Here is a 26680-nt window from a genome sequence, read left to right as displayed (position 1 = left end):
GTAGTTCGGGGATGCGGTCCGGCTTTACCGAAGACTAATATGCGACCGTGGCTGAACGGGGGCTGAACGGATTTTTACGTGTCTATTCAAAACAGACGTCAAAAATCATAGGCTCTCAAGGGAGCGATCTGCCTGGGATCGCCGGTTTGAAGCCGGCTCAGCCGACCGACAGGTTGACGGCCTTGGGACCCTTGCCGCGCTTGTCCGGCTCGGTGTCGAACGACACTTTCTGGCCATCCTCGAGACCGGGAAGACCGGACGCCTGCACGGCTGAAATATGGACGAAAACATCCTTCGCTCCATCATCGGGCGTGATGAAGCCGAAGCCCTTGGCATGGTTGAAGAATTTGACGGTGCCGGTCTGCGGCATGGGAAGCTCCTTTGTCCCATAAACTCCAGTCTCGGGCCGGCAAATGCCCGAGTGGAAATTTGTCCTTTATTTTAGCGTCATCGGCAAGGGAAAGTTTTGCGGGCGTCTAAAGCACGTTGCGGCGCGCTTTGGGTCTTTGTTTTTATGCAAGTCGTTGCCCAGAACCTGGCGGCTTGGGCGACATCACCGGCCCGCGCCTTCGATAAGGAAAAGGCGCGACGAAGATCGCCGCGCCTTTCAAAATTCAGATCCCTCTCCAGGCCAGGTGCAGGCATGGAGCCTCCGTCGCACGTCCGAGTGACATGCGGCGCGCCGATGGCTCAGGCTGCGCGGAGGTTGACGGCCTTGGGGCCCTTGCCCATGCGGTCCGGCTCGACGTCGAAGGTGACCTTCTGGCCGTCGACGAGCGTGCGCAAGCCGGAGGCTTCGATCGCGGAGATATGGACGAACACATCCTTGGCGCCACCATCGGGCGTGATGAAACCGAAGCCTTTGGTCGCGTTGAAGAATTTAACGGTGCCGGTCTGGGCCATTGGGGAAACTCCTTCACCCGTTCAGTCTTTGGTGGTCCCGCCCGCCGCCTGGCGCAAAGGGCAGTTCCCGGTGGTTGCTTCGGCAGTCATGCATTGGCGCATGGTCAAACCCCCCGCCGAAAACGGGGCCGTCAGAGATTCACAGTATCGGGGAAAGGTCGTCCAAAACGTTCCGCTCTCCGGGTCGCAAATGCCCGAACACGGAATTTATCGCACGGAAACGTGATGGTTGCAAGATACCGCCGCGGGCCGCCACACTGGGCGCATCCCGACGCAAGGATCGACTGACTTGGGCATCGATGGGCTCGGCATAGGCTTGCTTGCCGGTCGGGTCATCGGCCAGAGCCAGCCCACGAATGGGCCAGACATCGGCGGCGCGCTACCCCCCCTTGCGGGCCAGGCGCCGTCGTCGTTGCGGGGCCCAAACGGGGGGTTGCATTTGGCAAGGGAATGGCGAGGATCGATAACCGGAGACGCGATCGTGGGAGATCATCATGAAATTTCTGGCGGCAATCTTTTCGCGGCAGGGTTTTGCCATCCTGTTGCTGTCGGCAATTCTTGCCGCCTGCACCGTCGTCGTCGATGAGGGACCAGGGCCGCGCCCGCGTCCGCCACGGCCCGAACCGCAATATTGCAGCAAGCAGTACGAGCCGGTCTGTGCCCGCCGCGGCGGCGACCGCCAGACCTTCGCCAATGCCTGTCTTGCCGACCGGGCCGGCTACCGCATCGTGCGCGACGGCCCGTGCCGCGACGGCGGCGGTGGCGGTGGCGGTGGCGGTGAAGAGCAGACGTTCTGCACCCGCGAATATGCTCCGGTCTGCGGCCGCCGTCATGGCGAGATGCGCACCTTCCCCAATTCCTGCGAAGCCCGCGCCGCGGACTATCGCGTCGTTGGCGACGGGCCGTGCTGAGAACGCTGCGCCTTGTTGAGGACGACAGGCGTCAAGCCGTCGGCTTCACCTGGCGACAGTAGGCGATGAACTCGGACGCGGGCATGGGTTTGGCGAAAAGCCAGCCCTGGGCGTAGTCGACGTCGCGCGCCGCGAGATAGTCGGCTTGCGCCTGCGTTTCCACGCCCTCGGCAACGATCTTCAGCTTTAGTGTCTTGGCCATGTCGATGATATGCGGGGTGACGAACTGGTGGCGGAATTCGTGCTGATCGTATCGATGAACGATTTGTCGATCTTGAGCGCATCGAGCGGCAGCCCCTCGAGATAGGACAGGCTGGAATAGCCGGTGCCGAAGTCGTCGATTGCCACTGCGTGGCCAAGTTCGCGGGCACGAACGAGCGTCGAGCGGGCCGAGTTGATATCGACGAAACCTCGCTCTGTCGCCTCGAGCCAGATTTGCTGGGGCCGGATCCCGGTGTGCTGCAACGCGTTTTCGATGATAGGCAGGACCCGCGCGGTGCCGACATCGGTTGCGCTGAGATTGATGGCGATGTGAAGCGAGCGGTCGGCGACCAGAAGCCTGTTCAGGTCGAACACAACCATCGCGATGACCTGATCGGTGATCGCCGTGATCAGGCCGCTCTCTTCCGCCAGCGGAATGAAGAGATCGGGCCGGACCAGGGAACCGTTCGGCCGCTTCCAGCGCACCAGCGCTTCCGCCCCGATGCAATTGCCGGTCCTGAGTTCGACGATCGGCTGATAGTGGACGATGAATTCGCGCTTGCGTACGGCGATCTGCAATTCTCCCAAGGGCGAAAGCCGCCTTCGCGACAGCCACACAACCATGCCGATGATGAAGGCGGCCATGAAGGCGCCGAGCGGGAGCAGCAGAAATTGCTGCTGGCGAACGCTGCCCAGGATCTGGCTTGTCGGTTCGGTGGCGACAGCGATCCAGCCCGTCTCGCGCGCCGTGGCAAACAGGAGATCGTCATCGATGCCTTTGCTGGGGCCGGCGATGATCTTCTCGACGCGGGCGGGATCAGGGCCGTTTAGTGCTCCAAGCAGGATGCCCGTTTGCGTCGTCAAGGCGAGTTGGACACCGGGATCGACGATGACGTCGACAAAGCGTACCGGATCGACAAGGACGTTGTGATCCCTGTATCGCAGCGCCATCAGAAAATGGTCCTCGCTCATCACCGGCTGCATGCGGGCGGTGACGGCAATGCCGTCCCTGGTGGTGAAGTCAGGGGTGGATTGCGCAACGCGCGCTTCGGTCGATCCCCAGGAAGAGCATTTAAGCAGGCCGTTTTCGAAATAGCCCATTTCTTCGATCGGGCGCGTGTTGATGGTGAGTTGCCGCATGCGGGCTATATGGTCCGCCGAACAGCGGATGCCGGTGAACTGGTCGATCTGCCGCAAAGCGGCGGTGGCATCCTTGAGCGAGATGTCGGCCCTGGCGATGGCGCGGCTGGCGAACAGCTGCAGCCGCTCATGTTCCTTTTGGACGGCCTGAATCCAAGCGAGATGAAACATAGCCGCGATTGGCACGATGGCGCCCAGCATGGCCAACACCACCGCCGTCACGATGATGCGCGACCTGTCCATGCGCCTCCTGCCTTCTGGTATGAGCGGCGATCGTGGGTGGTCGCCCGCAACGTCTCGGCCACCAATCGCGGCAGCGGCCCGGTTCAGGCGGATCTTAGGGCCTCGATCTTACGTGAACTTTAATGGAGTCGTTGGGCAGCACCGCTGCTCTAAACCGGATAGGCGCCGTCGGCCGGGCCGGCATAAAGCTCGCTGCCATTGTCGTCGCAAATGCGCAGGCGATCGGGGATTTGCGGCATGGCCAGCGTGTGGAACAGCGCGGTGGCGCCCTGCAGCGCGGCGCGCAGGTTCGGCGCCTCCAGTGATACCTTGTCGAGAGTGGCTTCGTCGGCGTCGCGCGACCGGTAGAACTCGATGACGAAATTCAAGCGCGCCTCCGTGGCAGAGCATTGCGCGGGCCTGTTCAGTCAATTCGTCCCCCACAGAGGGACGACGGAGAGGACGCACGAGGCGCGCCCTCCAGTTTGTCAGCCCTTCGACTTCGGCTTCAGGCTGCTCTCCGCCTGCTTGACCGAGGAGCCGAACGGGGAGGCGGGCTTTGCCACGACCTTGTCCTTCTTCGGCTTGCGCGTTTCGCGGTTGCTTCGCTGTTGACCTTTGGACATGTCGTGCTCCTGCTTCAGTGTTGGCTTGGCGGTGGGGTCTCAGATAAGCGGGTTGCCGGCAACAACCGGATCTGCCGGTTCGAGATTGTCTTCGGTGGTGACCCGCTCATAGGTCTCCTGCTCGCTGCGGATGCGGTACTGCGGCGAACCATCCTTGACCGGCAGCCTGCTCTTGATCTGGAACAGTTCGGCGGTCTTCTGGACGAGGCCGGTGCGGCTCTTCATGCGCACGGTCTGACCGATCGAAAACTGGTGCGCGGGCGTGTCGGTACGCGGGCGCGCATTCTGCTGGAAACGGATCATGCTGCATTCTCCCTGTCGCGCTTCAGCGCTGTTTCGAGTTCGAGGTAATCGATGGCGACAAGCTGGCTGGTGGGCGGGTTTTTCGCTGCCCTTGCCGGCAGATGGATGAAAGTGGCGACGCGGCGCCAGGCAAGCCGCGACATGCCCTCGATCAGCTCTTCGTCGTGGTCGATGTCGTAGTCGCCGGCCGGCAGCTGCCCTTCCAGTCCGCCGAGCACGAAAGGTGCGGTGAAGTGCGCGATGGAGTGGGTGGTGCGGTCCGGCATTGTCTTACCTATGCAAAGCAGCGGTCCTGAAAACAAAAAAGCGGGGACGAGCCCCGCGTTCCTATTTCCGGCAGTCGCTGGAAATAAGCCGCTTTCGAGAGCTGCCAGTACATCCGTGGTCAGCGTTCATCGAATTCGGCCGGATCAGATCAATTGCAAATTGGCGGCCGACTCGCGGCCCTTGGTGTCACGCTCCAACTCGAACTGCAGCTTCTGGCCTTCGGCGAGGCCGGGGAAGCCGGCGCGCTCCAGTGCGCTGACATGGACAAAGACGTCCTTGCCGCCATCGGTCGGCTGAATGAAGCCGAAGCCCTTCTGGCCATTGTAGAACTTCACGGTTCCGGTGTTCATGTCGGTCTTTCGAAGAATGAGAATGGTCGCGCGGAGCGAATATGCCGCGCGCCCCGTATCGATGATTTGGAATGAGATTGGCGGGTCGAGAACCTCTGACGCCGCGAGATGCCAATTCTGGCCCAAAGCGATCCTGTACAAATAGGCCTTTGTTGTAATTTAATCAAGGCGTTTTAAAATAAAATTGGGTTTCATTCAAAAAATTGCGCGCTGTAACTATCAGAAAAATGATGATACAAATTCATACAATTCAAAAACTGTTTGAAGCTTAGCGGGAATAATTCTCCCGGTATTTTCATTTTTCTTGTGAATTGAAGAAGGAGACCTCGTGATGTCCGTAAAGACGCCAATAGGCACCCCCGTAACGATCACGCCGGTCGCAAAGCCGGTAATGGCAAAGCCGATGGTTGTCCTGTCGCCGCGGCTGACTGTCAGAAGTGACGAGGCGGCAAAGCGAAGGATCGCCGACACCGATGGAACGGTCCGGCGTGCCAGGCAGGTTGCCGAGACCAATCGCCTGATTTGATCTTTCCGCACCGACGAAAGGACGAGACAGCAGGCGAAGCCTTGAACCTGCGGCGCCGATGGCTTAGATCGCCACAGGCGGACAAAACACGGCAGGTTTCCCATCAACAGAGATCAAAGACGAGCGGCGGGTGCGGGAGCCAGGTCTGGCGCAGGCGGACAGCCGCCGCTGGGCCTCGACCAGTATGTGCAGCAGGCGTTGCAACTGCATCAGGCCGGGCGCCGGCAAGAGGCTGAGACGATCTACCGGCAGGTGCTGGCGCGTCAGCCCAAGCACGCCGCCGCCGCGCATTTCCTGGGACTGCTGCTGCACCAGACCGGGCGCAGCGAAGAAGGGCTGGATCTCATCGAACGGTCGGTGAGCCTGCAGCCGACGAATCCCGATTTCCTCAACAATTTCGGGACGGTGATGCGCGACCTCGGCCGCCCTGCTGCGGCCATCGATTTCTTCCGCGGGGCGGTGGATCTGCGGCCGGACCAGCTCGCGGCGCGCGACAATCTAGGCTCATCGCTGAAGCAGGTCGGCCAGTTCGAAGAGGCCGAAGAGATTTATCGCGGCACGGTTGCACGCAACCCATTTCATGTGCGCGCCCGCATCGGGCTTGCCGAAACCCTGCAGGAAGCCGGGCGGCTGGATGAGGCGCTCGCCGTCTTCCGCGAAGCGCTGACGATCCGGCCCAAGGATGCCGACCTGCTGCACGGGCTCGGCGTCGGGTTGATGGAAAAGGGCAAGCTTGACGAGGCGGCCGACCTGTTCCGGCAGGCGTTGGCGATCAATCCCGCCATGGCCACAGCCTGGCTGATGCTGACGCAGGTCAAGCGCCAGAAGGAGCGCGACAGCGAGCTTGGGGGCATGGAGGCCCAGCATGCCAAGGCGCCGCAGGACAGCCTGGCACGCATGCAGCTGTCTTTCGGACTCGGCAAGGCGAATGACGATCTCAGGGATTATGGCCGGGCCTTCGACTATTTCGCCGAAGGCAATGCGATCCGCCGCAAAGGCATCGACTACGATCAGGCCAGGACGCGGGCCGAGTTCGAGGCGATGAAGGCCACCTTCGATGCCGGCTTCTTCGAGAAGCACAGGCCCAGCTCAATCAGCGACGACACGCCGATCTTCGTCGTCGGCATGCCGCGTTCGGGCACGACGCTGGTCGAGCAGATCATTGCCAGCCATCCGCAGGTCTACGGCGCAGGCGAGCTCAGCATCTTGAAGAAGGCGGTCGGCAGGCAGTTCCCGGCGACCATGCCGGGTGGCTTCCCATGGGGCGTATCGGATACCGGCGATGCGGATTTTGCCGAGGCAGGCCAAGCCTATCTCGACATGCTGCATGCCCGCTATACGAACATGCGTCACGTCACCGACAAAATGCCAGGCAACTTCCTGCTTGTCGGCTTCATCCACATGATGATGCCGAAGGCCAGGATCATCCACTGCGCGCGCGATGCAGCGGCCACCTGCCTGTCGATCTACAAGGTGCATTTCCGCGGCGACAGCCATCGCTATGGCTACGATCTCGGCGAGCTCGCCGACTTCCACAATCTCTACACCGACATCATGAAGCATTGGCACACGGTGCTGCCGGGCGTCGTGCATGATGTACGCTACGAGGATTTTGTCGCCGACCAGGACGGACAGACGCGGGCATTGATCGCTCATCTCGGCCTGCCTTGGGACGATGCGGCACTATCGTTCCACGAAACCGACCGACCGGTTCGCACGGCTTCAGCCGCACAGGTGCGCCAGCCGATGTATCAGGGGTCGGTCGATCTGTGGAAGCGCTATGGAGACCGGCTCAAGCCGTTGCTGGACAAGCTGGATTAGTGCAACGCTATCTAGCTGATCGCGTGGCCTTAGAGATTGGCCTAAGCACCCGCGTCGTCATCCTAGGGGCTTCGCGACGGAGCTTCGCTCCTGCTTCGCCCTAGGATGACGAAGCTGAGGCTTCTTCTAATCGCTACCGGCTGCTCAAAGCTCAATGAATGGCTTGAAGCCACCGAAGATCATGCGCTTGCCGTCGAACGGCATGTCCGCCCAATCGGCCTTCAAGCGCGAGTCGGCCATCACCTTGGCCATGACGGCATCGCGGCTCTCCCGCGACTCATAGACGGCCCAGGCGAAGACGACGATCTCGTCGTCCTTGGCCTGCACGGCACGCGGGAAGGACGTGACCTCGCCATAGGGCACGTCGTCGCCGATGCATTCGACATAGGCGAGCGCGCCATGTTCCCTCCAGATAGGCCCTGCGAGGTTGGCCAGCTTCTTGTAGTCATCGAGTTTTGCCTTGGATACGGCAAGTACGAAACCATCGACATAGGACATTTTGGATCTCCTCCTGGAAGTTCACGGGGCCTCACCGGCGCTGGCCGGTGAGGGGCTCGGGCCATCGGCGGCAGATCAGGCTTTCTTCACCGGCGCGTTCATCGCCCATTCGACGCCGAACGGGTCGCGCATATTGCCCCATTGATCACCCCAGAACATGACCTGGAGCGGCACGGCGACTTCGCAGCCGGCATCGACGGCGCGCTTCCACCAGGCTTCGATATCGTCGCTGCCGAGGTGAAGCTGCATTGTGTAACCCTGCGGCTTGACGGCGGGCATTCCGTTTTCCGGATAGAAATCGGAGAGCATGAGCGTCGAGCCGTTGATGTAGAGGTGAATGTGCATGGTGCGGCCTTTTTCGTCCGCCGGATAGGCAAAGACCTGCTCCGCGCCGAAGGCCTTCTTGTAGAATTCGGCAGCCTTGAAGGCGCCATCCAACTGCAGATAGGGGGTCAATCCGCCGAGCACTTTGGCCGCGGGCTGAACGGGGGTCTGGTCAGTCATTTGTTGTTCCTCTTTGCGTTTGGCGTTGCGAGCCAAAGGACGGATGAGGCGGCGGCGATCCTACATGGCCGGGAGATTTTTTTTGGCCGACCGGCCCTGGACTGGCCAGGCAGCCGGCAGCTGAACGAGAGACGTGAAACGAACTTGCGTCGGCGGCCCCCAATCAGAGCGCAATTCTCGCTGCTCGCGGGCTAGAACAGATGGATCACGCGAACGCCGCTTCAGCCCCGAGATGACAATGATCCTCTACTATCAGACCCATTCACCCTTTGCGCGCAAAGCGCTCGTTTTCGCTCATGAGGCCGGCATTGCCGATCGGCTCGAGGTCATTCATCACGAGACCAGTCCGACCTTGCACAATGCTCGCGTCTACGCCGAAAATCCCCTCGGCAAAGTACCGGTGCTGCTGCGGCCCGACGCGTCGCCGATCTTCGACTCCGATGTCATCTGCGCCTATCTCGACACGCTGCATGACGGCCGCAAGCTGCTGCCGCAAGATGGCGAAGCGCGCTGGCAGGCGTTGCGGCTGCAGTCGGTCGCCCAGGGCCTCGCGCAGACAGGCATCGCTTTGCGCTGGGAGACGGAAAGAAGACCCGAACAGCTGCGTTATAGCGCTCTCGCCGACGGATACCGGGAAAAGATCGAGGCGAGCTACGACTGGATCGAAAGTACGCTGGACGACGAGGCACCGCTCCATGTCGGCCACATCGCCTTGGCCACCACGCTGTCCTGGATGGCGTTCCGACACCTGCCGCCTTTTCGCTCGCGGGCGCGGCTGACGCACTGGTTCGAGGCTTTCGAAAAACGCGTATCGATGCAGGCGACACCGCTTTCAGGCGATACGCATGACTGACTGGCGCCTCGCGAGGTCAGGGGCGGCGGCCGTTCTGCGCGTCGAAGACGTCCGGAAAACCGATATCCTTGCGCAGCGAGGCAGGCAGTGAAAGCAGGATGCGCTCGCTGCGGTGACGAGCGCGCGCTGCCGCATACCGGGTTGCGATGCGACCGATGGATGAAAGAACCGACATGATAATTCTCCCTGGGTTGGCGCCGGCATCATCGTGTCGGCATCCCAAGGACGGGGCTGGCTGAGGCTATCCGACCGTCTGATGGTCTATTCGAATGCTGCCGTACGGACCTACGCAACCCTGAGCGTAGGGATCGCTGAAACATCAACCTCACGCTCTGCGTGCCAGGCATCGAAAGCCGCCTGCATTCGAAGCCAGATCGCGGCTCCGTCGCCGAACAGCTTGCCAAGGCGAGCGGCCACAGCCGGTGAAACCGGCTTCTTTTCGCGGATGATGTCATAGAGATGCTGCCGGGAGATCCCGAGCAGATTTGCAATTTCCACCTTGGTCTTGCCAGTTGCCGGGATAATGTCCTCAAGCAGCGCTCCTGGGTGGGAGGGACAACGCTCAATAGGACGCGTCGGCTCGTGCACGGTCATAAGTCGAACTTCTCCAGTCTGGCCGCCTCAGTGATATTGCTCGAAATCGACGCGGGCGGCATCCTTGCCGTCGAACTCGAATGTGATGCACCACGGGCCGTTGACGTGGACCGTGTAGCGGATTGGATCGAAGCCTTTCAGCGGGTGGAAATCGAAGCCGGGAAGGTTCATTTCCTCCGGCTTCTCCGAAGCTTCCAGGCGGTCAAGCCGGACAAGAATGCGCTTGTGCATCTTGGCGTCGATCTTGCCGGTCTTTCCAGTTTGAAAGAGGTCCGACAGCGCCTTGTTCTTGAAGGACTTGATCATCGGTATATGTAAACAGATTGCTTACAAAAAACAAGGTCTGTAAGCAAATAATTTACATGCCAGTCGACTCCGTTGGCCTCATCCTGCCGTTTCAACCACCGAGCGGAAGAAATCCTCCGGGTCTTCGACTTCGGTGAGCTTCCGCTTCTCGATCAGCCAGAAGCGGTTGCCGATGGCGCGGATGAAGGAGCGGTCGTGCGAGGCGAGCACGCAGCTTGCCTGATGTGCCAGCAGTTCCGCTTCCAGCGCTTCCTGGCCGTCGATGTCGAGATGGTTGGTCGGCTCGTCGAGCAGATAGAAGTTGGGATCGGCGAGCCTGAGGGCCAGCATCATCAGCCGCGCCTTCTGGCCGCCGGACAGCACGCCGATCTTTTTCTCCTGCATCTCGATGACCACGCCGGCGCCGGCCAGCAAGGACCGTGCGCGCTGCTCGCCGACATCGTAGCGGCGCGAGACCATCGCCAGCGGCGTGTCGTCGCCGCTGATGCCGGACAGCGCCTGGTCGCTGTAGCCGAGCACGGTCGACGGCGTCACCTTCACATTCCGCAACGTGTCCGGTTCGATGATGGCATTGCGGATCAAGGTGACGAAGCGCGACTTGCCGACGCCATTGCGGCCGAGCAGCACGATGCGGTCGCCCTGGCAGATATGGCGCCTGCCGGTCTGAAACAGCAGTGTGCCGTCGGGTGTTTCGACAGCCGCGTCGTCGAGCGTGATCAGCACTTTGGCGTGAGTGCCGCGATTGGCCAGTTTTATGGCACCCGCCGACTTCTCGCGATGCGCCGGGTTCGCCGCTTCCTCTAGTTTTTCGGCCCGCTGGTTGAGTTGCTTGGTCTTGACCGTCAGCAGATCGCTGCCCGAATTGATGCCGATGTTGTTGAGCTTGGCCGCCTGTCGGCGCAATTGCTGCGCCACCTTCATGTCGCGCTGGAACTTGCGCTCCGTCGAAGCATCGACGTCGTCGAGCGCCTGTCTGGCGCGGGAGTAGGGCAGAGCAAACACCGGCGACTGTTCAGGGCGCAGGAACAGCGTCCGGTTGGTGGTGGCGTCGAGGAAGGCCCGGTCGTGGCTGGCGATGACGACCGGCACTTCGCGCGGCAGCGTGTTCAGCCAAGTTTCGAGCTGGCTGATGCGGGCCAGATCGAGATGGTTGGTCGGTTCGTCGAGCAGCAGCACGTCCGGATCTGTCACCCAGACGCGGGCGATCAGCGCCAGTCTCTGCCAGCCGCCGCTCAGCGCCTGCATTGGCCGCTCGCGCATGGGCTCCGGCACATCGAGTGAATCGAGAACCACGTCGACGCGCCACAGCTCGCTTTCAGCCTGCTCGGGCGGCAAGACGTCGGCCACTACCTGATGGAAGCTGCGGGTGAGAAGGGCCGGGGCAACGGATTGCTCGACATGACCGACGCGCAGGCCGCGCGTGCGGGTGATGTCACCGGAGGTCGGCTCCATCTCGCCGGTCAGGCATTTCAGCAAGGTCGACTTGCCGCGGCCATTGGCGGCGACAATGCCGAGCCGGTCGCCGGAGCCGATGGTGAGGTCGAGATTGGCAAACAGCGGCGCACTCATGGTGACGCCGAGGGATTTGAGGCTGATCAGGGCCATTTTGATTTCTCTGGTCTTGCCGGAGGAAAAGTCCGGTTCAATGCACTTTGACGGTGCGCAGGCTGGCCATCAGGCTCGGCGTTGCAAAACCACGAAGGGCAGACCAAAAAATCGAAGCGGGAAAACCCGGACCGTCCCTGGTCAGCCCTGCAAGCAAGCTCGCAGGGCAGAAATCGGGCCACGCTGACGATGGTGACGATGAAACGTAAACACGTGAGCCCTCCTTTCAAAACGTTCGAGTGTGTGGACTGGCTACACCAAAGGTGGGGCCGCTGGCAAGTGTGTCCTCTGCAGGCCGGCCTTAGTCTCGCGGCGGATTACCCAGTCCCCCTTATTTCCCTGGATTTCCTGCGGTGTCAGGAAGTGAAACTCCATCAGGATCGGTTCTTCCGGTCCCTTGAAGAAATGAAGCTCGGCGTGGGGGAGCACGAGCCGGCGGACAGTTTCAGATACGCTTTCCACCTTATATTCCTCGGCATGCAGTCCTAGACCTGCGAGGAGCGTCCTGGCGGCCGAAATCGTCATTGCCGGGCTAAAGCCATCGAGATCGATTTGGCTGTTGCCGCTCCATTTCAAAGGCAAAGGCTTGGGGACATCAGGCATGTCCCAAAGTTTGATGCTGATGCGATGGACGCGTGCTCGATTGCGCCTGGTCAAAATGTCGATTTCCAGATCGCCATAACCCAGAAGAAAGCCGCACGGCTGATCCTGATAGACATACAACCATTTAGGAAAGCCAAGGTGTTTCTCGACCGGACCGAGATCAGCTCCGGCCCGCAAAGGCGTGTCTTTGCTACCTAAGATTAGGGGGAGAATATGGAGTTTGCCTCGCTGTCGCATCGATCAAACCTTGGTTGGCTGGATATCCCGTCGCAGGGAGCATATTCCGCCTGCCCTGACCATTGTGCTACCCAGCTGATTGATTGAGCTTCACAGGTCAAAGGGCCGGATCAGACAGGTCTCAAGTAACCGCCGCTTAGTCCATATTCTTTGTTGAGATCGAGTAGGAAATGCCGAACACCGCGCTTCTGCCGAGATCGACAACGATCACAAGCAGGGCGTTGAACCTGCCGGTGCCAATCAAAACTTGATCAAACCGGTTTTGAACGTCCCGGTAAACATAGTGGACGTCGTTCAAATAGGGCACGCCGACTTCGTCCAGATTTAGCGCGTCGACATAGGGCCATATGTCTACGACAGCATTCGCCGTCGCGGTGATATTCGTCATCGGCTCGGCAAAGCAAGCCTTGAACTCCTCTTCATCAAGTCTGCGAACGACGACCATCACCTATTCTAAGCGGCGGCATCTGAAATCCGCAACCGATCGCAGGCTCGATGCTGCAGCTTCCTACCGCCCCGGCCTACCTGTCTTTCCCGGCCGACGCTTTTCGCGGCGGGCATCTCCCGCGTCTTCATACGAGCCGATGCCGGCGCGCTGGCGAACGATTGGTTTGCCGTCGCGTTCCTTTGTGCCCCCCTCTGTCCTGCCGGACATCTCCCCCACTTGGGGGGAGATCGGCTGTGGCTTTGCCGGCACTTTTCCCTCGACCGGCTTTTCCGTGCGCCGCACGGTCATCTCATCAAGCGAGTTCTTCTTGAACAGCGGCTTGACCGGCTCGCCGGGAATGCCGAAATCGGAGCCATGCGCCTCTTCGGCCGACTGTTTCTTGAACAACGAGCGCGACACCGCGCCGGCCGGCGTCGGCATGTCGGTGCCCGGACCCATGTCGTCGATCGAGGGTTTCGAAAACAGCGGTTTTTTCACTGGTACGGCGCCATCGGCGCCCATCTCGTCGAGATCAGGCTTGCGGAAGAGGTTGGGCCGCGCAGCCTTGGCCGCCTCTTCGGCGGCACGGGCTTCGTCGAACTTGCGGAAACGCTCCTGTTCCTCTGCTGTCCGATGTTTGGCCACGCCCTTGTTGTGCTTGCCCTTTTCGCGACCTGAGGCAGGACTTTCCATATCGGCGTATTTGGCCAGTGGGTCTTCGGAGATGGACAGTTCCATCTCTCGCAGACGCTTGATCTCGTCGCGGATACGAGCCGCCTTCTCGAAGTCGAGATTGGCCGCGGCATCGCGCATCTGCTTTTCCATCGCGTCGAGATGGGCCTTGAGGTTGTTGCCCATCATGGCGCCGGCATTGTCGGTGAACTGCGAAATGTCGGCGCGGACGTGGTCCTTCTCGTAGACCGAATCCAGAATGTCGGAGATGCGCGACTTGACCGATTCCGGGGTGATGCCGTTGGCCTCGTTCCATTCCACCTGCTTTTCGCGGCGGCGGTTGGTCTCGGCCATCGCCCGCTCCATCGAGCCGGTGACTTGGTCGGCATACAGGATGACCTTGCCGTCGACGTTTCTGGCGGCGCGGCCGATGGTCTGGATCAGCGAGGTTTCCGAGCGCAGAAACCCTTCCTTGTCGGCGTCGAGAATGGCGACGAAGCCGCATTCGGGAATGTCGAGGCCTTCGCGCAGCAGGTTGATGCCGACCAGCACGTCGAAGGCGCCGAGGCGCAGATCGCGCAGGATCTCGATGCGCTCCAGCGTGTCGATGTCGGAGTGCATGTAGCGGACGCGGATGCCTTGCTCATGCAGATATTCGGTCAAATCCTCGGCCATGCGCTTGGTCAGCACCGTGACCAGCGTGCGGTAGCCGGCCTTGGTGGTGTCGCGGATTTCGCCAACGACATCGTCGACCTGGGTCTTGGCCGGGCGAACCTCGACCGGCGGATCGATCAGGCCGGTCGGGCGGATGACCTGTTCGGCGAAGACGCCGCCGGCCTGCTCCATTTCCCAGCCGCCAGGGGTCGCCGAGACGGCGACCGAAAGCGGACGCATGGCATCCCATTCCTCGAAGCGCAGCGGCCGGTTGTCCATGCAGGACGGCAGACGGAAGCCGTATTCGGCCAGTGTCGCCTTGCGGCGAAAGTCGCCGCGATACATGCCGCCGATCTGCGGCACGGTGACATGGCTTTCATCGATGAAGACCAGCGCGTTGTCGGGAATGTACTCGAACAGCGTCGGCGGCGGATCACCCGGCTGGCGGCCGGTGAGATAGCGCGAATAGTTCTCGATGCCGGCGCAGGAACCGGTGGCTTCCAGCATCTCGAGGTCGAAGCGGCAGCGCTGTTCCAGCCGCTGCGCCTCGAGCAGGCGGCCTGCGCGCTCGAGTTCGACCAGCCGGTGCTTGAGCTCTTCCTTGATCGACTTGATCGCCTGGTTCAGCGTCGGGCGCGGCGTCACATAGTGCGAATTGGCGTAGATCTTGACGCTTTTCAGCTCGCCGGTCTTCTGGCCGGTCAGCGGGTCGAATTCGGTGATCTGCTCGATCTCGTCGCCGAACATTGAAATGCGCCAGGCGCGATCCTCCAAGTGGGCCGGGAAGATCTCGATCGTGTCGCCGCGCACGCGGAACGAGCCGCGAACGAAATTGATGTCCTGCCGTTTGTACTGCTGGGCGACGAGATCGGCGAGCAGCGCGCGCTGGTCGAGCCGATCGCCGATCTGCATCTGGAAGGTCATCGCCGTATAGGTCTCGACCGAGCCGATACCGTAGATGCAGGACACCGAGGCGACGATGATGACGTCGTCACGCTCGAGCAGCGAACGCGTCGCCGAATGGCGCATGCGGTCGATCTGCTCGTTGATCGAGGATTCCTTCTCGATGAAGGTGTCGGTGCGCGGGACGTAGGCTTCCGGCTGGTAGTAGTCGTAGTAGGAGACGAAATACTCGACGGCGTTTTCCGGGAAGAATTTCTTGAACTCGGAATAGAGCTGCGCCGCCAGCGTCTTGTTCGGCGCCAGGATCAAGGCAGGGCGCTGCGTCTCCTCGATCACCTTGGCCATGGTGAAGGTTTTTCCGGAGCCGGTGACGCCGAGCAGCACTTGGGTCCGGTCGTTGTTGTCGACGCCTTCGACCAGATCCTTGATCGCGGTCGGCTGATCGCCGGCCGGCTCGAAATCCGAAACCATCTTGATGGCAATGCCGCCTTCGGATTTTTCGGGGCGGGCAGGGCGGTGCGGCGTCCACAGCACGCCGTCCTTGTGCAGCGGATTGCCGGATTCGATCAGCGCCGACAGCGCGGCGACGGTAGCGGTGACGCTGCCCGAGGCCATCGTCTCGGCGTCTTCCAGCGAGATGTCGAGACCGGCGACCGGGTTGAGGCCGGCTGCCGTGCGCTCCCTGGCTGACGCCGCGCCACCCATCGAGGTGCCGCGCGAACTGCGTCCCGGCGAGCTTGAGCGCTCGGGTATCTTCTTCGACGGCTTCGGCGATTTGCCGCCGTCGCCCTTGCCGACAAGACGTCCTTCGTTTTCGGCTTCCTGCTCGATCTGCTCGGCCCAATCCGCGATCGAACCGGTCAGCGGCGTGCCAGAGAGCTCCGGCTGCGGCATCTCGGCGAAACCGCCTTTGTGCAGCGGCTCGGAGGCGTCGAGGAAATCGGTCAGCGGGCTGCGCCGCTTCGGCGCGGCGCGGTCGTCGTTCGCCGTCGGCGGCGTTTTCTTATCGGGGGATTTGGCCATGTCCCGAATATGGGATTTCCTGGCCAAAATGGAAAGAGCGCGGTGGGGAGAGGCGTGCCGAACAGCGCTGCTCCTGACAGCAGGCTGTCAGGAGCAGGCGGGAAGGTGCGGCCGAAAGCCTCTTGTCGCTACACGCCCCTGGCGGCTGATGCGACCTGCGTCGCCGACCCGTTCAGGCGCGGCACCACGACAAGGCGTTTGATCTTGCCCTTCTTGTAGGCGGCGAGGAAGCGCGCATAGTCCTTGAAGGCGACGCAACCGCTCGACTGGCCGTAGCGGCCTCGAAGCAGGTAGGTATGGGCCAGAAAGCCGTCGCGATTGTATTTGTTGCGGCCATCGGCCGGTGTCAGGCGCAAGGCCTCCACTCCGTGGAAGCGCGTCTCGCGCAGCGACAGATTGTAGGTGTTGGGCGGTGTCGGTCCGCGGTTCTTCTGGTCGGCATAACGCGGCTGGTCCGTCATGGCGCCGATGCCAGAATGAGCCTCGAGCCTTGAGCCGTCAGGCATGTAGACGGTGCCGGCGCTGATATCGTAGACGGCGACGCCATTTCCGGCTCCGCTTCTGGATCCCGGCGAGTTGAACAGATTTCTGAACGCCTTGCCAAGGCCGCCCGAAGGCGTGTCGGGCTTAGCATAGGCCAGCACATCGCCGCCATCGGCTGGCCGGCCTTGCCGCGTCGGTTTCGCCGGCTGGGCCTGCTGGACCGTCTCGCGTGCCGGCTTCGATTGCTGGGCGGGCTTGAGCTGCTGAACAGATTTGGGCTGCTGAACGGGCTTAGGCTGCTGCTGGACGATTTTGGGCTGCGGCGGGTCGAATTGCGGGCGGCGGGTCGGCAACGGCACGTCGTTGGTCAGCGCGTCCGGCAGCGAGGCGGCATCACCGGGTTGATCCTGCTGGGTTTCGACGGGGGAAACCGCGACATCGGCTGACGATTCCTCGATCGGCAGCGGTGAGGCAAACGCCCCGGCGTCGACCGGCAGCGACTGCACGAGGGCAAGTGCCAACTGCGAATTGTCTGGCGTATCAGATTGGGCAAAGCCCATCGGCTGCGGTGCGGTCTGCACGACCACCGAGCCGGTATCCAGCCGGGCGAAACGTTCGGCCGCCGGAACTGGCATGTTATCGGACAGGCTGGCCGTGACCTGGACGGACGGCACCAGCGACGCCTCGGCAATTCGCGGTGCGACGGTGGAGATCACCGGGCGCGTGTTGGCAGTGGCGGCAGGCTTTCCGGCGTCGGCAAAGGCAGCGGCCAGCTTCATCGGCGAAAGCGACGCTTCCATGCGTTCGAAGCGCTCCTGCGCCTTCGACTTCACGGCGGCTGGCATCGGCTTTGCCTGCGCTACAAGGCGTTCGGACTTTTCCGCCCGTGAGCTTACCCTGGCCAGCTTGAAACAGCTGGCACCGCACTGCACCGAATGATCATGCAGGGCCTGAGTGCCGCCATTGGCATTGGCCAGCACGAAGGGTGCTTTCAAGAAGTGCTGTTTCAGCGGATCGGTAAATGCGAGCGATCCCGGCATGGACAGCGTCTGGGGCAGGCCAACCGAAGTCGCCGACAGCGAGGCGCCGACGGAACTGAGGCCGGCCATGGTGCCGATCAGCCAAAGGCCGATGGCAGTGCTGACGCAGGGCAGTGCGACCCAGCGGGCCACCCGGCCAGCGTTGAAGGAAGAGGAACGCGGAGCATCGACGAACTCGCCGCCCTCACGCTGTCCCCGGTTTTTTTTATGTGTACTCAACAACGCCATGCAACCAATCTCGCTTCAATCGGTTTCCCCGTACGTGGCCTTGAGAGCCGCGACGACCATTCTGTGAGTGATCCCAGGTGGTCCCCGACGCGTTTGCCGCGTCTGTAGTTGGTTGCCAATTGCTTCAAAATATGGACAAAGTTGGTTAATCAATTCCTCTCAAAACCAACGACGAGATGTGGATTTTGGCCAAATCAGCCTTCGTCCACGGCCAGGAAAGTGGTGTTGTCGCCCTTCCGACCTGGTTTTGCTGCCTGTTTTTGGCGGCCGAGTCAAGCAAAACAGCCGCTGCTAATTTTTGCGAAGCGCCTTCGCGCGGCATCTGCAGTGAGGTGACTGCCAGCAGACATCGCTTGGGAAAGGCGCCTGTTTCCAGTAAAAATGTTGCCGGTCTTGCCAAGATTTCCCCTGCGGAAGAGCCTCAACATCCCGCCCTCAGTTGAACCAGAGCGCAAAGGTCAGAAACCCGCCGCCGCCGAACTGGCGCTGGATCTGGTCGAAATCGCTGCTGGTGACGAGCTCGCCGCTTTCGAGGTAGGGCGCGATGGCCGGGCCGGTGATCGACAGCACCAGATCGAAGTTTTTCGGGTCATCGAAGAAGCGCTTCATGTTGATGCCAAGGCCCGTGCCGGCGGTGACGCGGAAATGCGGCAGCAACTTGCGGCCCTCCAGGAGATCTTCGGCCATGGTCAGGGCGGCGAGCCAGGCCTGAACCTGCTCCTCGCCGACTTCGAGGCCGGTGAGCGGGTTCTCGCCCTTCTGCTGCGGTCCAGGCAGCCATTCGCGGTCATTGTCGGTCTCGGCGCGGATCGCCTTCCAGTCCTCGCGCGACAGCCGGATCATTTCCAGCAGGTGGCGGCGCGCCGCTTGCCGGCGCTCCGGTTCGACCACCGGCCAGTTGATGAGATGCACCATCGAGATGAAATCGGCGATGCGCCATTCCGACGAGAAGATGCTCGAGCCCATGTCGCCGGCCGGCGGCACCAGAATATCCTGCAACGGCAGCTTGGCGCGCGGGAACAGCATGTGGAACGAGCCGTCGAAGGTGCTCCTGAAATCATGCGCCAGCCAGAAATCGGCCTGGGCCATCAGGAACTCGGCATAGCCCTGCAGCCAGTACCCGTCGGCGCGGTCGAAACGGAAGGTGAGCGTGGGGACGGCGTCGTCCGATGTAATGCCGCCACGGGACAACGCGGCGATGATCGCCGCCATGCTCTCGTCCGGAGCGATGGTGCCGTCCTCGTTGAGGTCTATGCCCGCACGGGTGAGATCGATCGCCATGCCGATATCGGCGTTCGCCGGCACCGACGCAAACGTCGCCGCGGATTTTTCCAGCCGGTCGCGGAAGCCGACCAGGATGGCGCGGAACTGCTCGTAAGTCAGCGGCTCGGGATTGGGATTGTCGGGCACCGGCAACCGCATCAGTGGCAGCATGAAGGACTGCGGGCTTTCGAAACCATGGCGGTGCAGGCCGGTGGCCAGGATCTCCAATGCGGTGAAGAACTCGCCCGCCCCGGCCGCATAGGCGGATGCCGGGTCGTTTGGCGCGGCGGCCTCCAGCATCGACAGGGCAGCGTCGCGCGCGGCCACGCTCTTCGCCTCGAACAGTCGGGTAGCCGCTTCGGGCATTGCCGCCGACGCGGAAGACAGCGGCAGGAGCAAAATGAAAGCGGTCAGCAGGCCTGCCAGTCGTGTCATCTTTTCCCCCAATATTTGTCGCGCAGCGCAGATATACACCATTTGCAGCGCTGCGCTTCAACCCGCCCGCCGGACGGTCTACACAGGGCAAACAATTGGGCATCGCGTGTCGAATTATCCGTTTTCCTACAAACTGTCCTGGCTGCCGCGTTTCTTGAAGCCGTCTCTGGCCGGCGATGTGCAAGACTTTGCGCTGATGGCTGGGACGCTTATGGATCCGCCGCCGAGGCAGACAATGCGGCTTGCCTTTGTCGGGGACATCTCGGCGGTGGCCAACCGCAGCGCGCCGGATTGCGATCCGGCGATCAAGGCGCTGCTCGGCGCTGCCGATCTGGTGATCGGCAATTGCGAAAGCCCCGTGGTGGACAGACCAAGCGCGGCGCTGGGCACAAGGCTCGGCACGCATCATGCGATGAGCGAGTTGTTTCTGGCCGAGGCGCTGGCGGCGGTTGGTATTGCGCGAGAAAGGCTCGTGCTGTCGCTGGCCAACAACCATGTGCTGGATCAGGGCGTCGCCGGTTTCGACGAGACGGTGGCGGCGTTGCAGCGGCTCGGCATCCGCACGGTCGGCCTGGCCGCCAATGGCCCGGTGGTGCCTGTCCAGGTCGGACCGCTTGATATCGGCTTCGCCGCATTCACGCTGTGGCGCAACGCCGATGAAAAACTGTTTGCGGGGCGCGTTTCGATGGACAGCGATCCGACGGGCTGGCCGCGCGCTGGCTTGGATCTTCTCTGCGCCGTGCCGCATTGGGACTGGGAGTTCCGGCATTTTCCGCGTGCCGAGACGCGGGCGCTGGCCAGGCGGCTGGCCGGGCAGGGCGTCGGACTGATCGCCGGCCATCACGCCCATGTCGTGCAGCCGGTGGAAAGGATCGACAAGACGGTGGTCGCTTATGGACTTGGCGATTTCCTCGGCACCGCCTTCGCCCGCCAGCCATGGCCGGGTCGCATCGGTTCTATCCTCACTGTCGATGTCAGTGCCGATGCCGGTACGCGCGGGACGATCGCGTCTTACCGGCTGCATCCCTTCATGCGCCTGCGCGCCGGCGACCATGAGCGGCTGGTGTTGGTGGAGGCTTTGGAGGGCCGAGTGCGTGACAAGGTCGAGGGGCGACTGAAAGCGATCTTCCCTTCTCCACCAACCGATCAAGGCGTACCCGCTTAAACGTCTGGCGGCGCCTGCAAAACCGACTATCATGCTCCCGCAGAGGCAGGATTGCGGGGGATAGCGGTGGAAACAGCGGATTTCATGCCGAGCGAAACGGTCATCGCCGGCATCCGGAAAGACATCGCGGCCTATGAAGCGGCGAGGGCGTCGGCGGTCAGGCAGGTGCGCTGGCGGGTGCCGGTGTTCGTCGGCCTGGTGCTGGTGGCCGTGGTGCTGGTCGCCTGGCTGTTCAACAAGGTCGCCGACCCCAACGAGCAATGGGTCTCGACGCCGCATGTGTTCCTGTATGTCATCGGCTTCGCGGCTTCGATCCTGCTCTATTTCCAGGCCAGGAAACCGGCGACGCGGCTGCAGCAATCGTTCCGCGAGACGCTGTTGCCGATCATCTTCGGCTTCATCGCCGACATGCGCTACCAGCATGGCGTGACGCCGAATTCATTCGACCGGTTGCCGCGCACGGCGGTTGGTCCGTTCAACCGGCAGGCGTTCGACGACATCGTCGCGGGCCGCTACGAAGGGTTTCCGTTCGAGCTCTACGAGGCGCATCTGCGGGAAGGGTCGGGCAAGGGCTCGTCGACGGCCTTTCAGGGCGTCATCGTCGCCTTCGAGACCATCGCGCCGTTCCCCGGCATATTGGTGGCGACGCGCCGGACCAACGCGGTCATCAGTTTCTTTCGCGGCATATTCGCCAGCAAGCTGCAGGAGCTGTCCAGTGGCGACGTGGCGCTCGACGCCGCGTACGAGTTCCGCACCGACAATCTCGGGGCGGCACAGCCACTGGTGAGCGGCCGGCTGGCGCAGGCGCTGAAATGGCTTGGCGAAACCTGGCCGGACGATCCGGCCCGTGTCGCGCTCAATGGCAGCGATGGGTTCCTGCTGCTGCCGCAGACGAAGAACTTCTTCGAGCTGCCGGATATTTCGGTGCCGCTCGATTACACCACGCATGTCGCGCCGATGATATCGGAAATGGGCGCGATGCTGGCGACGGCGGCACTTGTGCGCAAGATCGGCGCGAAGGACGAGATCGATTAGTTGGGCCTCGCTGTCAGCAGTCAAAGCCGTATTGGTCGCGCATGGTGTCCGCCTCCTCTTTCGACATTTTGTTGAACATAACGCAGACGGTGAAGCTGCCGACCTGATGGCCGGCGCGCATATAGCCCCAGTCGGAAATATCGTTTCGGGTGAATTCTATATTCTGCCCGAGGACCACATTACGCACTTGCTCCGGCTGGTTCGCCAATATGCCGACAAAGCCTGTTTCAGTGCGGCGGAACGGGATGACCCAGAAGTGCTCGCTGACGTTGCCGTCGCGCACCTTGACCTTCAATTTGAACCTGTCGGTGTCGGAGGAAGGAGCCTCGGACAGTGCCAGGAATTCATCCAGGCTGGCGAGCGCCTGCGCTGTCGCTGCCGCCATCTCGGGATCGTCCTCGGTAAACATAATCGTCTTGTCATCGCCCGGATCCGCGCCTTGCGCACAGGCGGACCCCGGCGCAAGCGCCAGCATCAGGGACATCGCGGTCCGGACTGCAAGTTTCATGGAAGGCCCCCTTTCATCGTAACGGCGCACCATCCTGCATCCGTTCCCGATTTGCAACCGGAGCGCGAGTTTCATCCACTTCGGAGCGGCGAGTTGAGCTGATCCATGAAACAAAATGTGTATCGATGACCGGTCGGCAGTCTGTTTCGTGATGCCGCTTGAGACGGATTGCGGCGGCCGCGCCGTGATCGAAACCGCCCGCCACAATCCGGCTAAACGACTCTTTTCGCGGACAGAAGTCCGCTCATTGGGGGAGCCGAAGCGGCCTGAAATGATCTCGGTCGCAGACAATGTGTCGGAATTAAGCCTATGATATTGTTTGCAAAAATTCACCCAACGTGATTTGCGGAGCGAGCGCTTCCGTTCCAGTTTAAGGCCGTCCGGTGCTGTCGTTTCCCAAGGCGGCCCGGAAAAGTGAAACAGCACGGAGTGCACCCCATGAAGAAGACCCTCGCAACCACCGCCGCTCTGCTCGCCTTCCTCGGCACGGCCTATGCCGCGACCGTTCAGGGCACGATCCAGGCCGTCGACCCGACGACCAAGTCGATCACCCTCGACGACGGCAAGATCTACCAGCTGTCACCGGAAGCGACGATCGGGAAATTGAAGGTCGGCGCCAAGGTGGCGGTGACTGTCGATGACAAGACCGGCATCGTGACGTCGATCAAGAAGGCCTCGTAACGCGAGAGCATCGTGCGTCGGCAGACCTGCTGACCGGATTTTTCAAACCCTGTTCCACTCATGGCCGGTCCCTCCGGGGATCGGCCATTTTCATGCCTCGCCCCTCGATGCCGGGCGACCTGGATGAGGTCTTCCGGCTGGACCCCAGGGCCGGCCGGCGGAACGCTGTCCGGCGGCATCGCTATGGTTTTTGCCAAAAAGCCGCGCTATCCCTTGGCCAACGGGGGATATTCATGGCCGACGAACAAAAAGGGTTTCGCCTGTCGCGGCGATTGCTGCTGGGTGCGGCTGTCCTAGGTGGCGCGGTGCTGTGGGGCGGCAACACCGTGGCGCGGCTGGCGCGCGCGCCTTCGGGGCCGAAGAACGCCGGACGGATAGCCGATATCGACGGCTTCGCGTTGCCTTTGAAGCCGCTGGACAATGCGCCGGCCTTCGATGCGTCGCTGCCCTGGTCGGCAAAAGGCGGCGACATCAACGATGCCAGCGGCCTGTCGATGACGCCGGTCTACGGCGTCGTCGAGGTCAGCGAGGACGAGCACATCGCCAATGCGCTGGCCTTCGCGCGTGCCAATGGCCTGAAAGTCTCACTGGCCGCCATCCGCCATTCGATGGGCGGGCATGCCTTCGACGACAACGCGCTGGTACTCGACCTCAGAAAGTTCAACAATGTGACCGTGGATGCGGCGGCGAAGACCATGACCTTGCAGCCGGGCGCGCGCTGGCACGACATCCAGAACCTTCTGCATCCGCGCTTTGCGGTGAAGGCGATGCAGTCGACCGACATCTTCTCGGTCGGCGGCTCGCTGTCGGTCAATGCGCACGGTATGGACCACCAGGCAGGGTCGGTGGCGGGCTCGATCCGCTCGATGCGAGTGATGCTGGCCGACGGCTCGGTGACGACCTGCTCGCCCACCGAGAACACCGATCTGTTCCGCCACGTCGTCGGCGGCTATGGCCTGTTCGGCGTGGTGCTGGAGGCGACGCTCGATATCGTCGAAAACGCCGTCTACTGGACCTCGCGCGAAATCATCAGATCGGACGATTTTCCGAAATTCTTCGCCGAGGTGCTGGAGCCGAACAAGAATATCGGCCTGTTCTACGGCCATCTGTCGACGGCGCCCGGCAATTTCCTCGAGGATATGATCGTCTACCGTTACGACAAGGTGGCGGAGCAGCCGCCGGCGGATCAGCCTGAGATCGGCGAGCCGGGTTCAGTCGGGTTGAAGCGGGTGATCATCAACCTGGCGAAATGGGGCAGCCTGTTCCAGGAGTTGAAGTGGTTCACCGAAAAGACGCTGGAGCCGAAATTCGAAAGCTGCACGGTGGCGCGTACTTCGGCCATGGCCGAGGGCGAGGCCTGTCTCGTCACCCGCAACAACCCGATGCATGATTCGGTGCCCTATCTCTTCAACGATCAAATAGAAGAGACCGACATCCTGCACGAATATTTTATTCCACGTGCCGCCTATGTCGAATTCATCGCGGAAGCGCGCGAGATCCTGCGCAACCAGACGCTGCCGGTGCTCAATGCTTCGGTGCGCATCGTCCACAAGGAGGATGTGGCGCTGACCTACGCGCCGGAGCCAGCCTATTCGCTAGTGCTCTACATCAACCAGCCGACCGATGCCGACGGCAATGCCAGGATGCGCGCGCTGACGCGGGCGCTGATCGACGTGACGATCAAGCATGGCGGGCGCTTCTTCCTGCCTTACCAGCTGCATTATACGGCCAGGGAATTGCTGGCCTCCTATCCCGAACTGCCGGCCTTCCTGGCGGCGAAGCGGCAGTATGACCCTACGGAACTGTTTTCCTCGACCTTCTACCGTGCCATCAAGGCGCTGAGCGGGGTGGCATAAGAAGCAGGAGAACAGCCATGCGCATGGTATCGGCGGCGGCATTCACCCTCATCGCGCTGTGCGCTGGACCGGCCGGGGGCGAGGATCTCAAAGCCTTCAAGCTGACCATCGACGGGGTAACGATCGATATCGATCCCGGCGAGAGCACTGATGTGACGCTACCCGGCGGTAAGCACAGCAAGGTGACGCTCGAGCGCAACGACTTCGCCACCTTTTCCGGCAGCGTTTTCTCCTTCGTTCACCCCAGCAGCATTTCGGTGACCAAGACCGATCTCGGCGATGATATCACGCAGTATCTGATGGCGTCGGCTCTCGGCACGATCGTCGTCGTGCAGGAATATGGCACGATGAACCCGGTGTCGCTCAACCAGCTGATGCTGCAGGAGATGACCAAGGAATCGGTGCAGGCCGGCGCCAAGCTGACGCAGGAGCCGACGACGCGCAAACTCGCCGACGGCAAGGAATTGACCGGGATTCGCGCCGAGGTGAAGACACGCACCGACACCGCCGATTTCGAGATCGTCGGCTTCGGCCTGGCCGATCGGGGGCTGCTGTTCATCACCCGCGTTGCCGGCGAGGATGCAGCGACCGAAAAGCCGCTTATCGACAAGTTCTGGCAGAGCCTGAAAGTCAAGCTGCAGCGGGACTAGGCTCGTCTCTCAGTTTGGGTTTCGGGGGGGAATCCATACTTTTGCATAACGGCGGCTCAAGTTATTCTGACGATCCGGATGTTGGAGATCCTGCAGCATGGCGAAGCTCATTTTCAGAATGAACCAGTCCCTCGAAGGCTATGTCGACCACCAGAAAATGCCGTCAGGCCCGACAATCTTTCGTCACTGGATAGAGCAAGTGCGCAATTTGAGCGGCAGTGTTTACGGTCGCGGCATGTACGAGGTCATGCGTTATTGGGACGAAGACAGTCCTGAATGGAGCGCGGAGGCGCACGAATTCGCGGCGGCGTGGCGGAGCCAACCGAAGTGGGTTGTGTCGCGCTCTCTGAAGTCGCTTGGCCCCAACGCCACACTTGTCGGGGACGACGTCGAGGCGGTGATAGGTGGGCTTAAGGCTGAGCTCGTCGGGGAGATTTCAGTTTCCGGACCAAACCTGGCACGAAGCCTGACCGACCTTGGTCTTATCGATGAATATCAACTCTACCTCCACCCGTTCGTGCTCGGTCATGGCAAGCCATTCTTCGCCGGCCCCCGGCCGCCGCTTCGCTTTGTGGCCAGCGATTTGATCGGCGATGACGTAATCAGGTTGACCTATGTGCCTGCCTGATTAAGCGGTCGTCAAACCGAGACGCTAGCAGGACTACAGCCCCTTTGGCACTAAGCCGGCCAGCCAGTTCACGGAGCGTTTCGCGGCATCGGCGGTCGCCGAGGCGGCGCGGCCGAGATCGGTCTTGACCACGGCGTAGCCGTTCTTGGTGCGATAGAGCACGCCGGTTCCGCCATCGACCACCTGTTCATAGGCGACGGGCCGGGCGGCGTCGGCTTCCATGGCCGTCGTCGGCGAACCGACCGAGACGCTCGGCCGGTGGCTCAATTCAGGCGGTAGCGGGCTTTCGGTTCTGACAACGCGGCTGGCCGGCTTCAGCTCCGGGCGCGACGCGGTCGCGGCCAGTTGCGAGGAGGACGACGAACCCTTCGTGCGGCAAATGCCGGAGACGAGCGGATAGTTGAAATTGCGCTCGTGCAGCATCTGGCTCTTCATCGCCGCTTCGCACTCGGCGACGGTCGACCACTTGGCCGGCGTCTCGCCGATATATTCGCAAAGCTTGGCGTCGCAGTCGCAGCCGACAATGGTCATAGCGACAAGGGCGGTCTTGATCACGGTC

The 26680-nt window shown here is 61.8% G+C and carries 31 protein-coding genes and 1 pseudogene; 9 read left to right on the top strand and 23 right to left on the bottom strand.

The window, feature by feature from the left end:
* Positions 1–157: 157 nt before the first annotated feature.
* Together NKI69_RS13690 and NKI69_RS13685 are read right to left on the bottom strand one after the other, a co-directional pair.
* Positions 158–370, bottom strand: a complete 213-nt coding sequence (locus tag NKI69_RS13690; protein ID WP_013530020.1) for a cold-shock protein — start codon at positions 368–370, stop codon at positions 158–160.
* Between the two features lie 320 nt (positions 371–690).
* On the bottom strand, positions 691–903 hold the full coding sequence (locus tag NKI69_RS13685) for a cold-shock protein (RefSeq protein ID WP_006202520.1): 213 nt from the start codon (positions 901–903) through the stop codon (positions 691–693).
* Between the two features lie 494 nt (positions 904–1397).
* Between NKI69_RS13685 and NKI69_RS13680 the strand changes: the two genes are divergently transcribed.
* Positions 1398–1814, top strand: coding sequence for a Kazal-type serine protease inhibitor domain-containing protein (locus tag NKI69_RS13680; RefSeq protein WP_031212712.1), 417 nt, complete (start codon positions 1398–1400; stop codon positions 1812–1814).
* A gap of 31 nt (positions 1815–1845) precedes the next feature.
* Here NKI69_RS13680 and NKI69_RS13675 read toward each other — a convergent pair.
* From NKI69_RS13675 to NKI69_RS13645, 7 genes and pseudogenes are all read right to left on the bottom strand, one after another.
* Positions 1846–3326, bottom strand: a pseudogene (locus NKI69_RS13675) (EAL domain-containing protein).
* Positions 3327–3547: 221 nt separating this feature from the next.
* Positions 3548–3766: a hypothetical protein gene (locus NKI69_RS13670; RefSeq protein WP_136615974.1), complete on the bottom strand. Its 219-nt coding sequence runs from the start codon at positions 3764–3766 to the stop codon at positions 3548–3550.
* Positions 3767–3865: 99 nt separating this feature from the next.
* Positions 3866–4003 (bottom strand): hypothetical protein, encoded by a 138-nt coding sequence (locus NKI69_RS13665; RefSeq protein ID WP_164482279.1) that lies wholly within the window; start codon positions 4001–4003, stop codon positions 3866–3868.
* A 39-nt stretch (positions 4004–4042) separates the two neighbouring features.
* The gene (locus NKI69_RS13660; protein ID WP_352721643.1) at positions 4043–4306 is read right to left on the bottom strand and encodes a hypothetical protein; all 264 of its coding nucleotides are present in this window, start codon (positions 4304–4306) and stop codon (positions 4043–4045) included.
* Positions 4303–4572: a hypothetical protein gene (locus NKI69_RS13655; protein ID WP_023809798.1), complete on the bottom strand. Its 270-nt coding sequence runs from the start codon at positions 4570–4572 to the stop codon at positions 4303–4305. Before NKI69_RS13655 ends, NKI69_RS13660 begins: the two co-directional genes overlap by 4 nt.
* 144 nt (positions 4573–4716) lie before the next feature.
* The gene (locus tag NKI69_RS13650; protein WP_023809797.1) at positions 4717–4923 is read right to left on the bottom strand and encodes a cold-shock protein; all 207 of its coding nucleotides are present in this window, start codon (positions 4921–4923) and stop codon (positions 4717–4719) included.
* 219 nt (positions 4924–5142) lie between these two features.
* Complete coding sequence (locus tag NKI69_RS13645; RefSeq protein WP_155930562.1) at positions 5143–5553, bottom strand: hypothetical protein; 411 nt, start codon at positions 5551–5553, stop codon at positions 5143–5145.
* A gap of 94 nt (positions 5554–5647) precedes the next feature.
* Between NKI69_RS13645 and NKI69_RS13640 the strand changes: the two genes are divergently transcribed.
* A complete protein-coding gene (locus NKI69_RS13640) occupies positions 5648–7270 on the top strand; it encodes a tetratricopeptide repeat-containing sulfotransferase family protein (protein ID WP_245273128.1) in 1623 nt (540 codons plus the stop codon).
* Positions 7271–7414: 144 nt separating this feature from the next.
* Here the strand turns inward: NKI69_RS13640 and NKI69_RS13635 are convergent, their stop codons facing one another.
* A complete protein-coding gene (locus NKI69_RS13635) occupies positions 7415–7768 on the bottom strand; it encodes a DUF1428 domain-containing protein (protein ID WP_352721641.1) in 354 nt (117 codons plus the stop codon).
* A 75-nt stretch (positions 7769–7843) separates the two neighbouring features.
* Positions 7844–8272: a VOC family protein gene (locus NKI69_RS13630; protein ID WP_023809793.1), complete on the bottom strand. Its 429-nt coding sequence runs from the start codon at positions 8270–8272 to the stop codon at positions 7844–7846.
* Positions 8273–8510: 238 nt separating this feature from the next.
* Between NKI69_RS13630 and NKI69_RS13625 the strand changes: the two genes are divergently transcribed.
* Complete coding sequence (locus NKI69_RS13625; RefSeq protein ID WP_023809791.1) at positions 8511–9125, top strand: glutathione S-transferase family protein; 615 nt, start codon at positions 8511–8513, stop codon at positions 9123–9125.
* A 16-nt stretch (positions 9126–9141) separates the two neighbouring features.
* Here the strand turns inward: NKI69_RS13625 and NKI69_RS13620 are convergent, their stop codons facing one another.
* From NKI69_RS13620 to NKI69_RS13575, 10 genes are all read right to left on the bottom strand, one after another.
* Positions 9142–9300, bottom strand: a complete 159-nt coding sequence (locus NKI69_RS13620; RefSeq protein ID WP_023809790.1) for a hypothetical protein — start codon at positions 9298–9300, stop codon at positions 9142–9144.
* 110 nt (positions 9301–9410) lie between these two features.
* Positions 9411–9719 (bottom strand): HigA family addiction module antitoxin, encoded by a 309-nt coding sequence (locus NKI69_RS13615; protein ID WP_023809789.1) that lies wholly within the window; start codon positions 9717–9719, stop codon positions 9411–9413.
* A 27-nt stretch (positions 9720–9746) separates the two neighbouring features.
* Complete coding sequence (locus NKI69_RS13610; RefSeq protein ID WP_023809788.1) at positions 9747–10025, bottom strand: type II toxin-antitoxin system RelE/ParE family toxin; 279 nt, start codon at positions 10023–10025, stop codon at positions 9747–9749.
* A gap of 78 nt (positions 10026–10103) precedes the next feature.
* The gene (locus NKI69_RS13605; protein WP_023809787.1) at positions 10104–11630 is read right to left on the bottom strand and encodes an ABC-F family ATP-binding cassette domain-containing protein; all 1527 of its coding nucleotides are present in this window, start codon (positions 11628–11630) and stop codon (positions 10104–10106) included.
* 252 nt (positions 11631–11882) lie between these two features.
* Positions 11883–12470, bottom strand: coding sequence for a hypothetical protein (locus NKI69_RS13600; RefSeq protein WP_081734780.1), 588 nt, complete (start codon positions 12468–12470; stop codon positions 11883–11885).
* 136 nt (positions 12471–12606) lie between these two features.
* Positions 12607–12915, bottom strand: a complete 309-nt coding sequence (locus NKI69_RS13595; protein ID WP_023809784.1) for a hypothetical protein — start codon at positions 12913–12915, stop codon at positions 12607–12609.
* A 63-nt stretch (positions 12916–12978) separates the two neighbouring features.
* Positions 12979–16149, bottom strand: a complete 3171-nt coding sequence (uvrB, locus tag NKI69_RS13590; RefSeq protein ID WP_023809783.1) for an excinuclease ABC subunit UvrB — start codon at positions 16147–16149, stop codon at positions 12979–12981.
* A 128-nt stretch (positions 16150–16277) separates the two neighbouring features.
* Complete coding sequence (locus NKI69_RS13585; RefSeq protein WP_023809782.1) at positions 16278–17900, bottom strand: DUF2778 domain-containing protein; 1623 nt, start codon at positions 17898–17900, stop codon at positions 16278–16280.
* 145 nt (positions 17901–18045) lie between these two features.
* Entirely contained in the window at positions 18046–18300 is a 255-nt protein-coding gene (locus NKI69_RS13580) for a hypothetical protein (RefSeq protein WP_155930561.1), read from the bottom strand.
* Positions 18301–18335: 35 nt separating this feature from the next.
* Entirely contained in the window at positions 18336–19598 is a 1263-nt protein-coding gene (locus NKI69_RS13575; protein WP_023809781.1) for a hypothetical protein, read from the bottom strand.
* A gap of 106 nt (positions 19599–19704) precedes the next feature.
* Between NKI69_RS13575 and NKI69_RS13570 the strand changes: the two genes are divergently transcribed.
* Together NKI69_RS13570 and NKI69_RS13565 are read left to right on the top strand one after the other, a co-directional pair.
* On the top strand, positions 19705–20763 hold the full coding sequence (locus NKI69_RS13570) for a CapA family protein (protein WP_023809780.1): 1059 nt from the start codon (positions 19705–19707) through the stop codon (positions 20761–20763).
* A gap of 84 nt (positions 20764–20847) precedes the next feature.
* On the top strand, positions 20848–21798 hold the full coding sequence (locus tag NKI69_RS13565) for a hypothetical protein (RefSeq protein ID WP_352721635.1): 951 nt from the start codon (positions 20848–20850) through the stop codon (positions 21796–21798).
* Between the two features lie 13 nt (positions 21799–21811).
* On the opposite strand, the gene NKI69_RS13560 is transcribed toward NKI69_RS13565, so the two are convergent.
* Complete coding sequence (locus NKI69_RS13560) at positions 21812–22732, bottom strand: YegJ family protein (RefSeq protein WP_352440385.1); 921 nt, start codon at positions 22730–22732, stop codon at positions 21812–21814.
* Positions 22733–22744: 12 nt separating this feature from the next.
* On the opposite strand from NKI69_RS13560, the gene NKI69_RS13555 reads away from it, so the two are divergent.
* The 4 genes from NKI69_RS13555 to NKI69_RS13540 all read left to right on the top strand — a co-directional run bounded on the left by NKI69_RS13555 (position 22745) and on the right by NKI69_RS13540 (position 26121).
* Positions 22745–22987 (top strand): DUF1344 domain-containing protein, encoded by a 243-nt coding sequence (locus NKI69_RS13555; RefSeq protein WP_013530037.1) that lies wholly within the window; start codon positions 22745–22747, stop codon positions 22985–22987.
* Between the two features lie 233 nt (positions 22988–23220).
* On the top strand, positions 23221–24843 hold the full coding sequence (locus NKI69_RS13550; RefSeq protein WP_352721633.1) for an FAD-binding oxidoreductase: 1623 nt from the start codon (positions 23221–23223) through the stop codon (positions 24841–24843).
* Positions 24844–24860: 17 nt separating this feature from the next.
* On the top strand, positions 24861–25493 hold the full coding sequence (locus NKI69_RS13545; protein WP_352610454.1) for a hypothetical protein: 633 nt from the start codon (positions 24861–24863) through the stop codon (positions 25491–25493).
* A 97-nt stretch (positions 25494–25590) separates the two neighbouring features.
* Entirely contained in the window at positions 25591–26121 is a 531-nt protein-coding gene (locus tag NKI69_RS13540; RefSeq protein WP_352721630.1) for a dihydrofolate reductase family protein, read from the top strand.
* Positions 26122–26154: 33 nt separating this feature from the next.
* Here NKI69_RS13540 and NKI69_RS13535 read toward each other — a convergent pair whose 3' ends face one another.
* Positions 26155–26676 (bottom strand): hypothetical protein, encoded by a 522-nt coding sequence (locus NKI69_RS13535; RefSeq protein WP_023809774.1) that lies wholly within the window; start codon positions 26674–26676, stop codon positions 26155–26157.
* Between the last annotated feature and the right edge of the window lie 4 nt (positions 26677–26680).

Origin of the sequence: Mesorhizobium sp. M0491, assembly GCF_040321265.1 — a bacterium.
Classification (GTDB): Bacteria; Pseudomonadota; Alphaproteobacteria; order Rhizobiales; family Rhizobiaceae; genus Mesorhizobium.
Note: the sequence above shows the minus strand (reverse complement) of the source record. Positions and strands in the feature narration are given on the sequence as shown.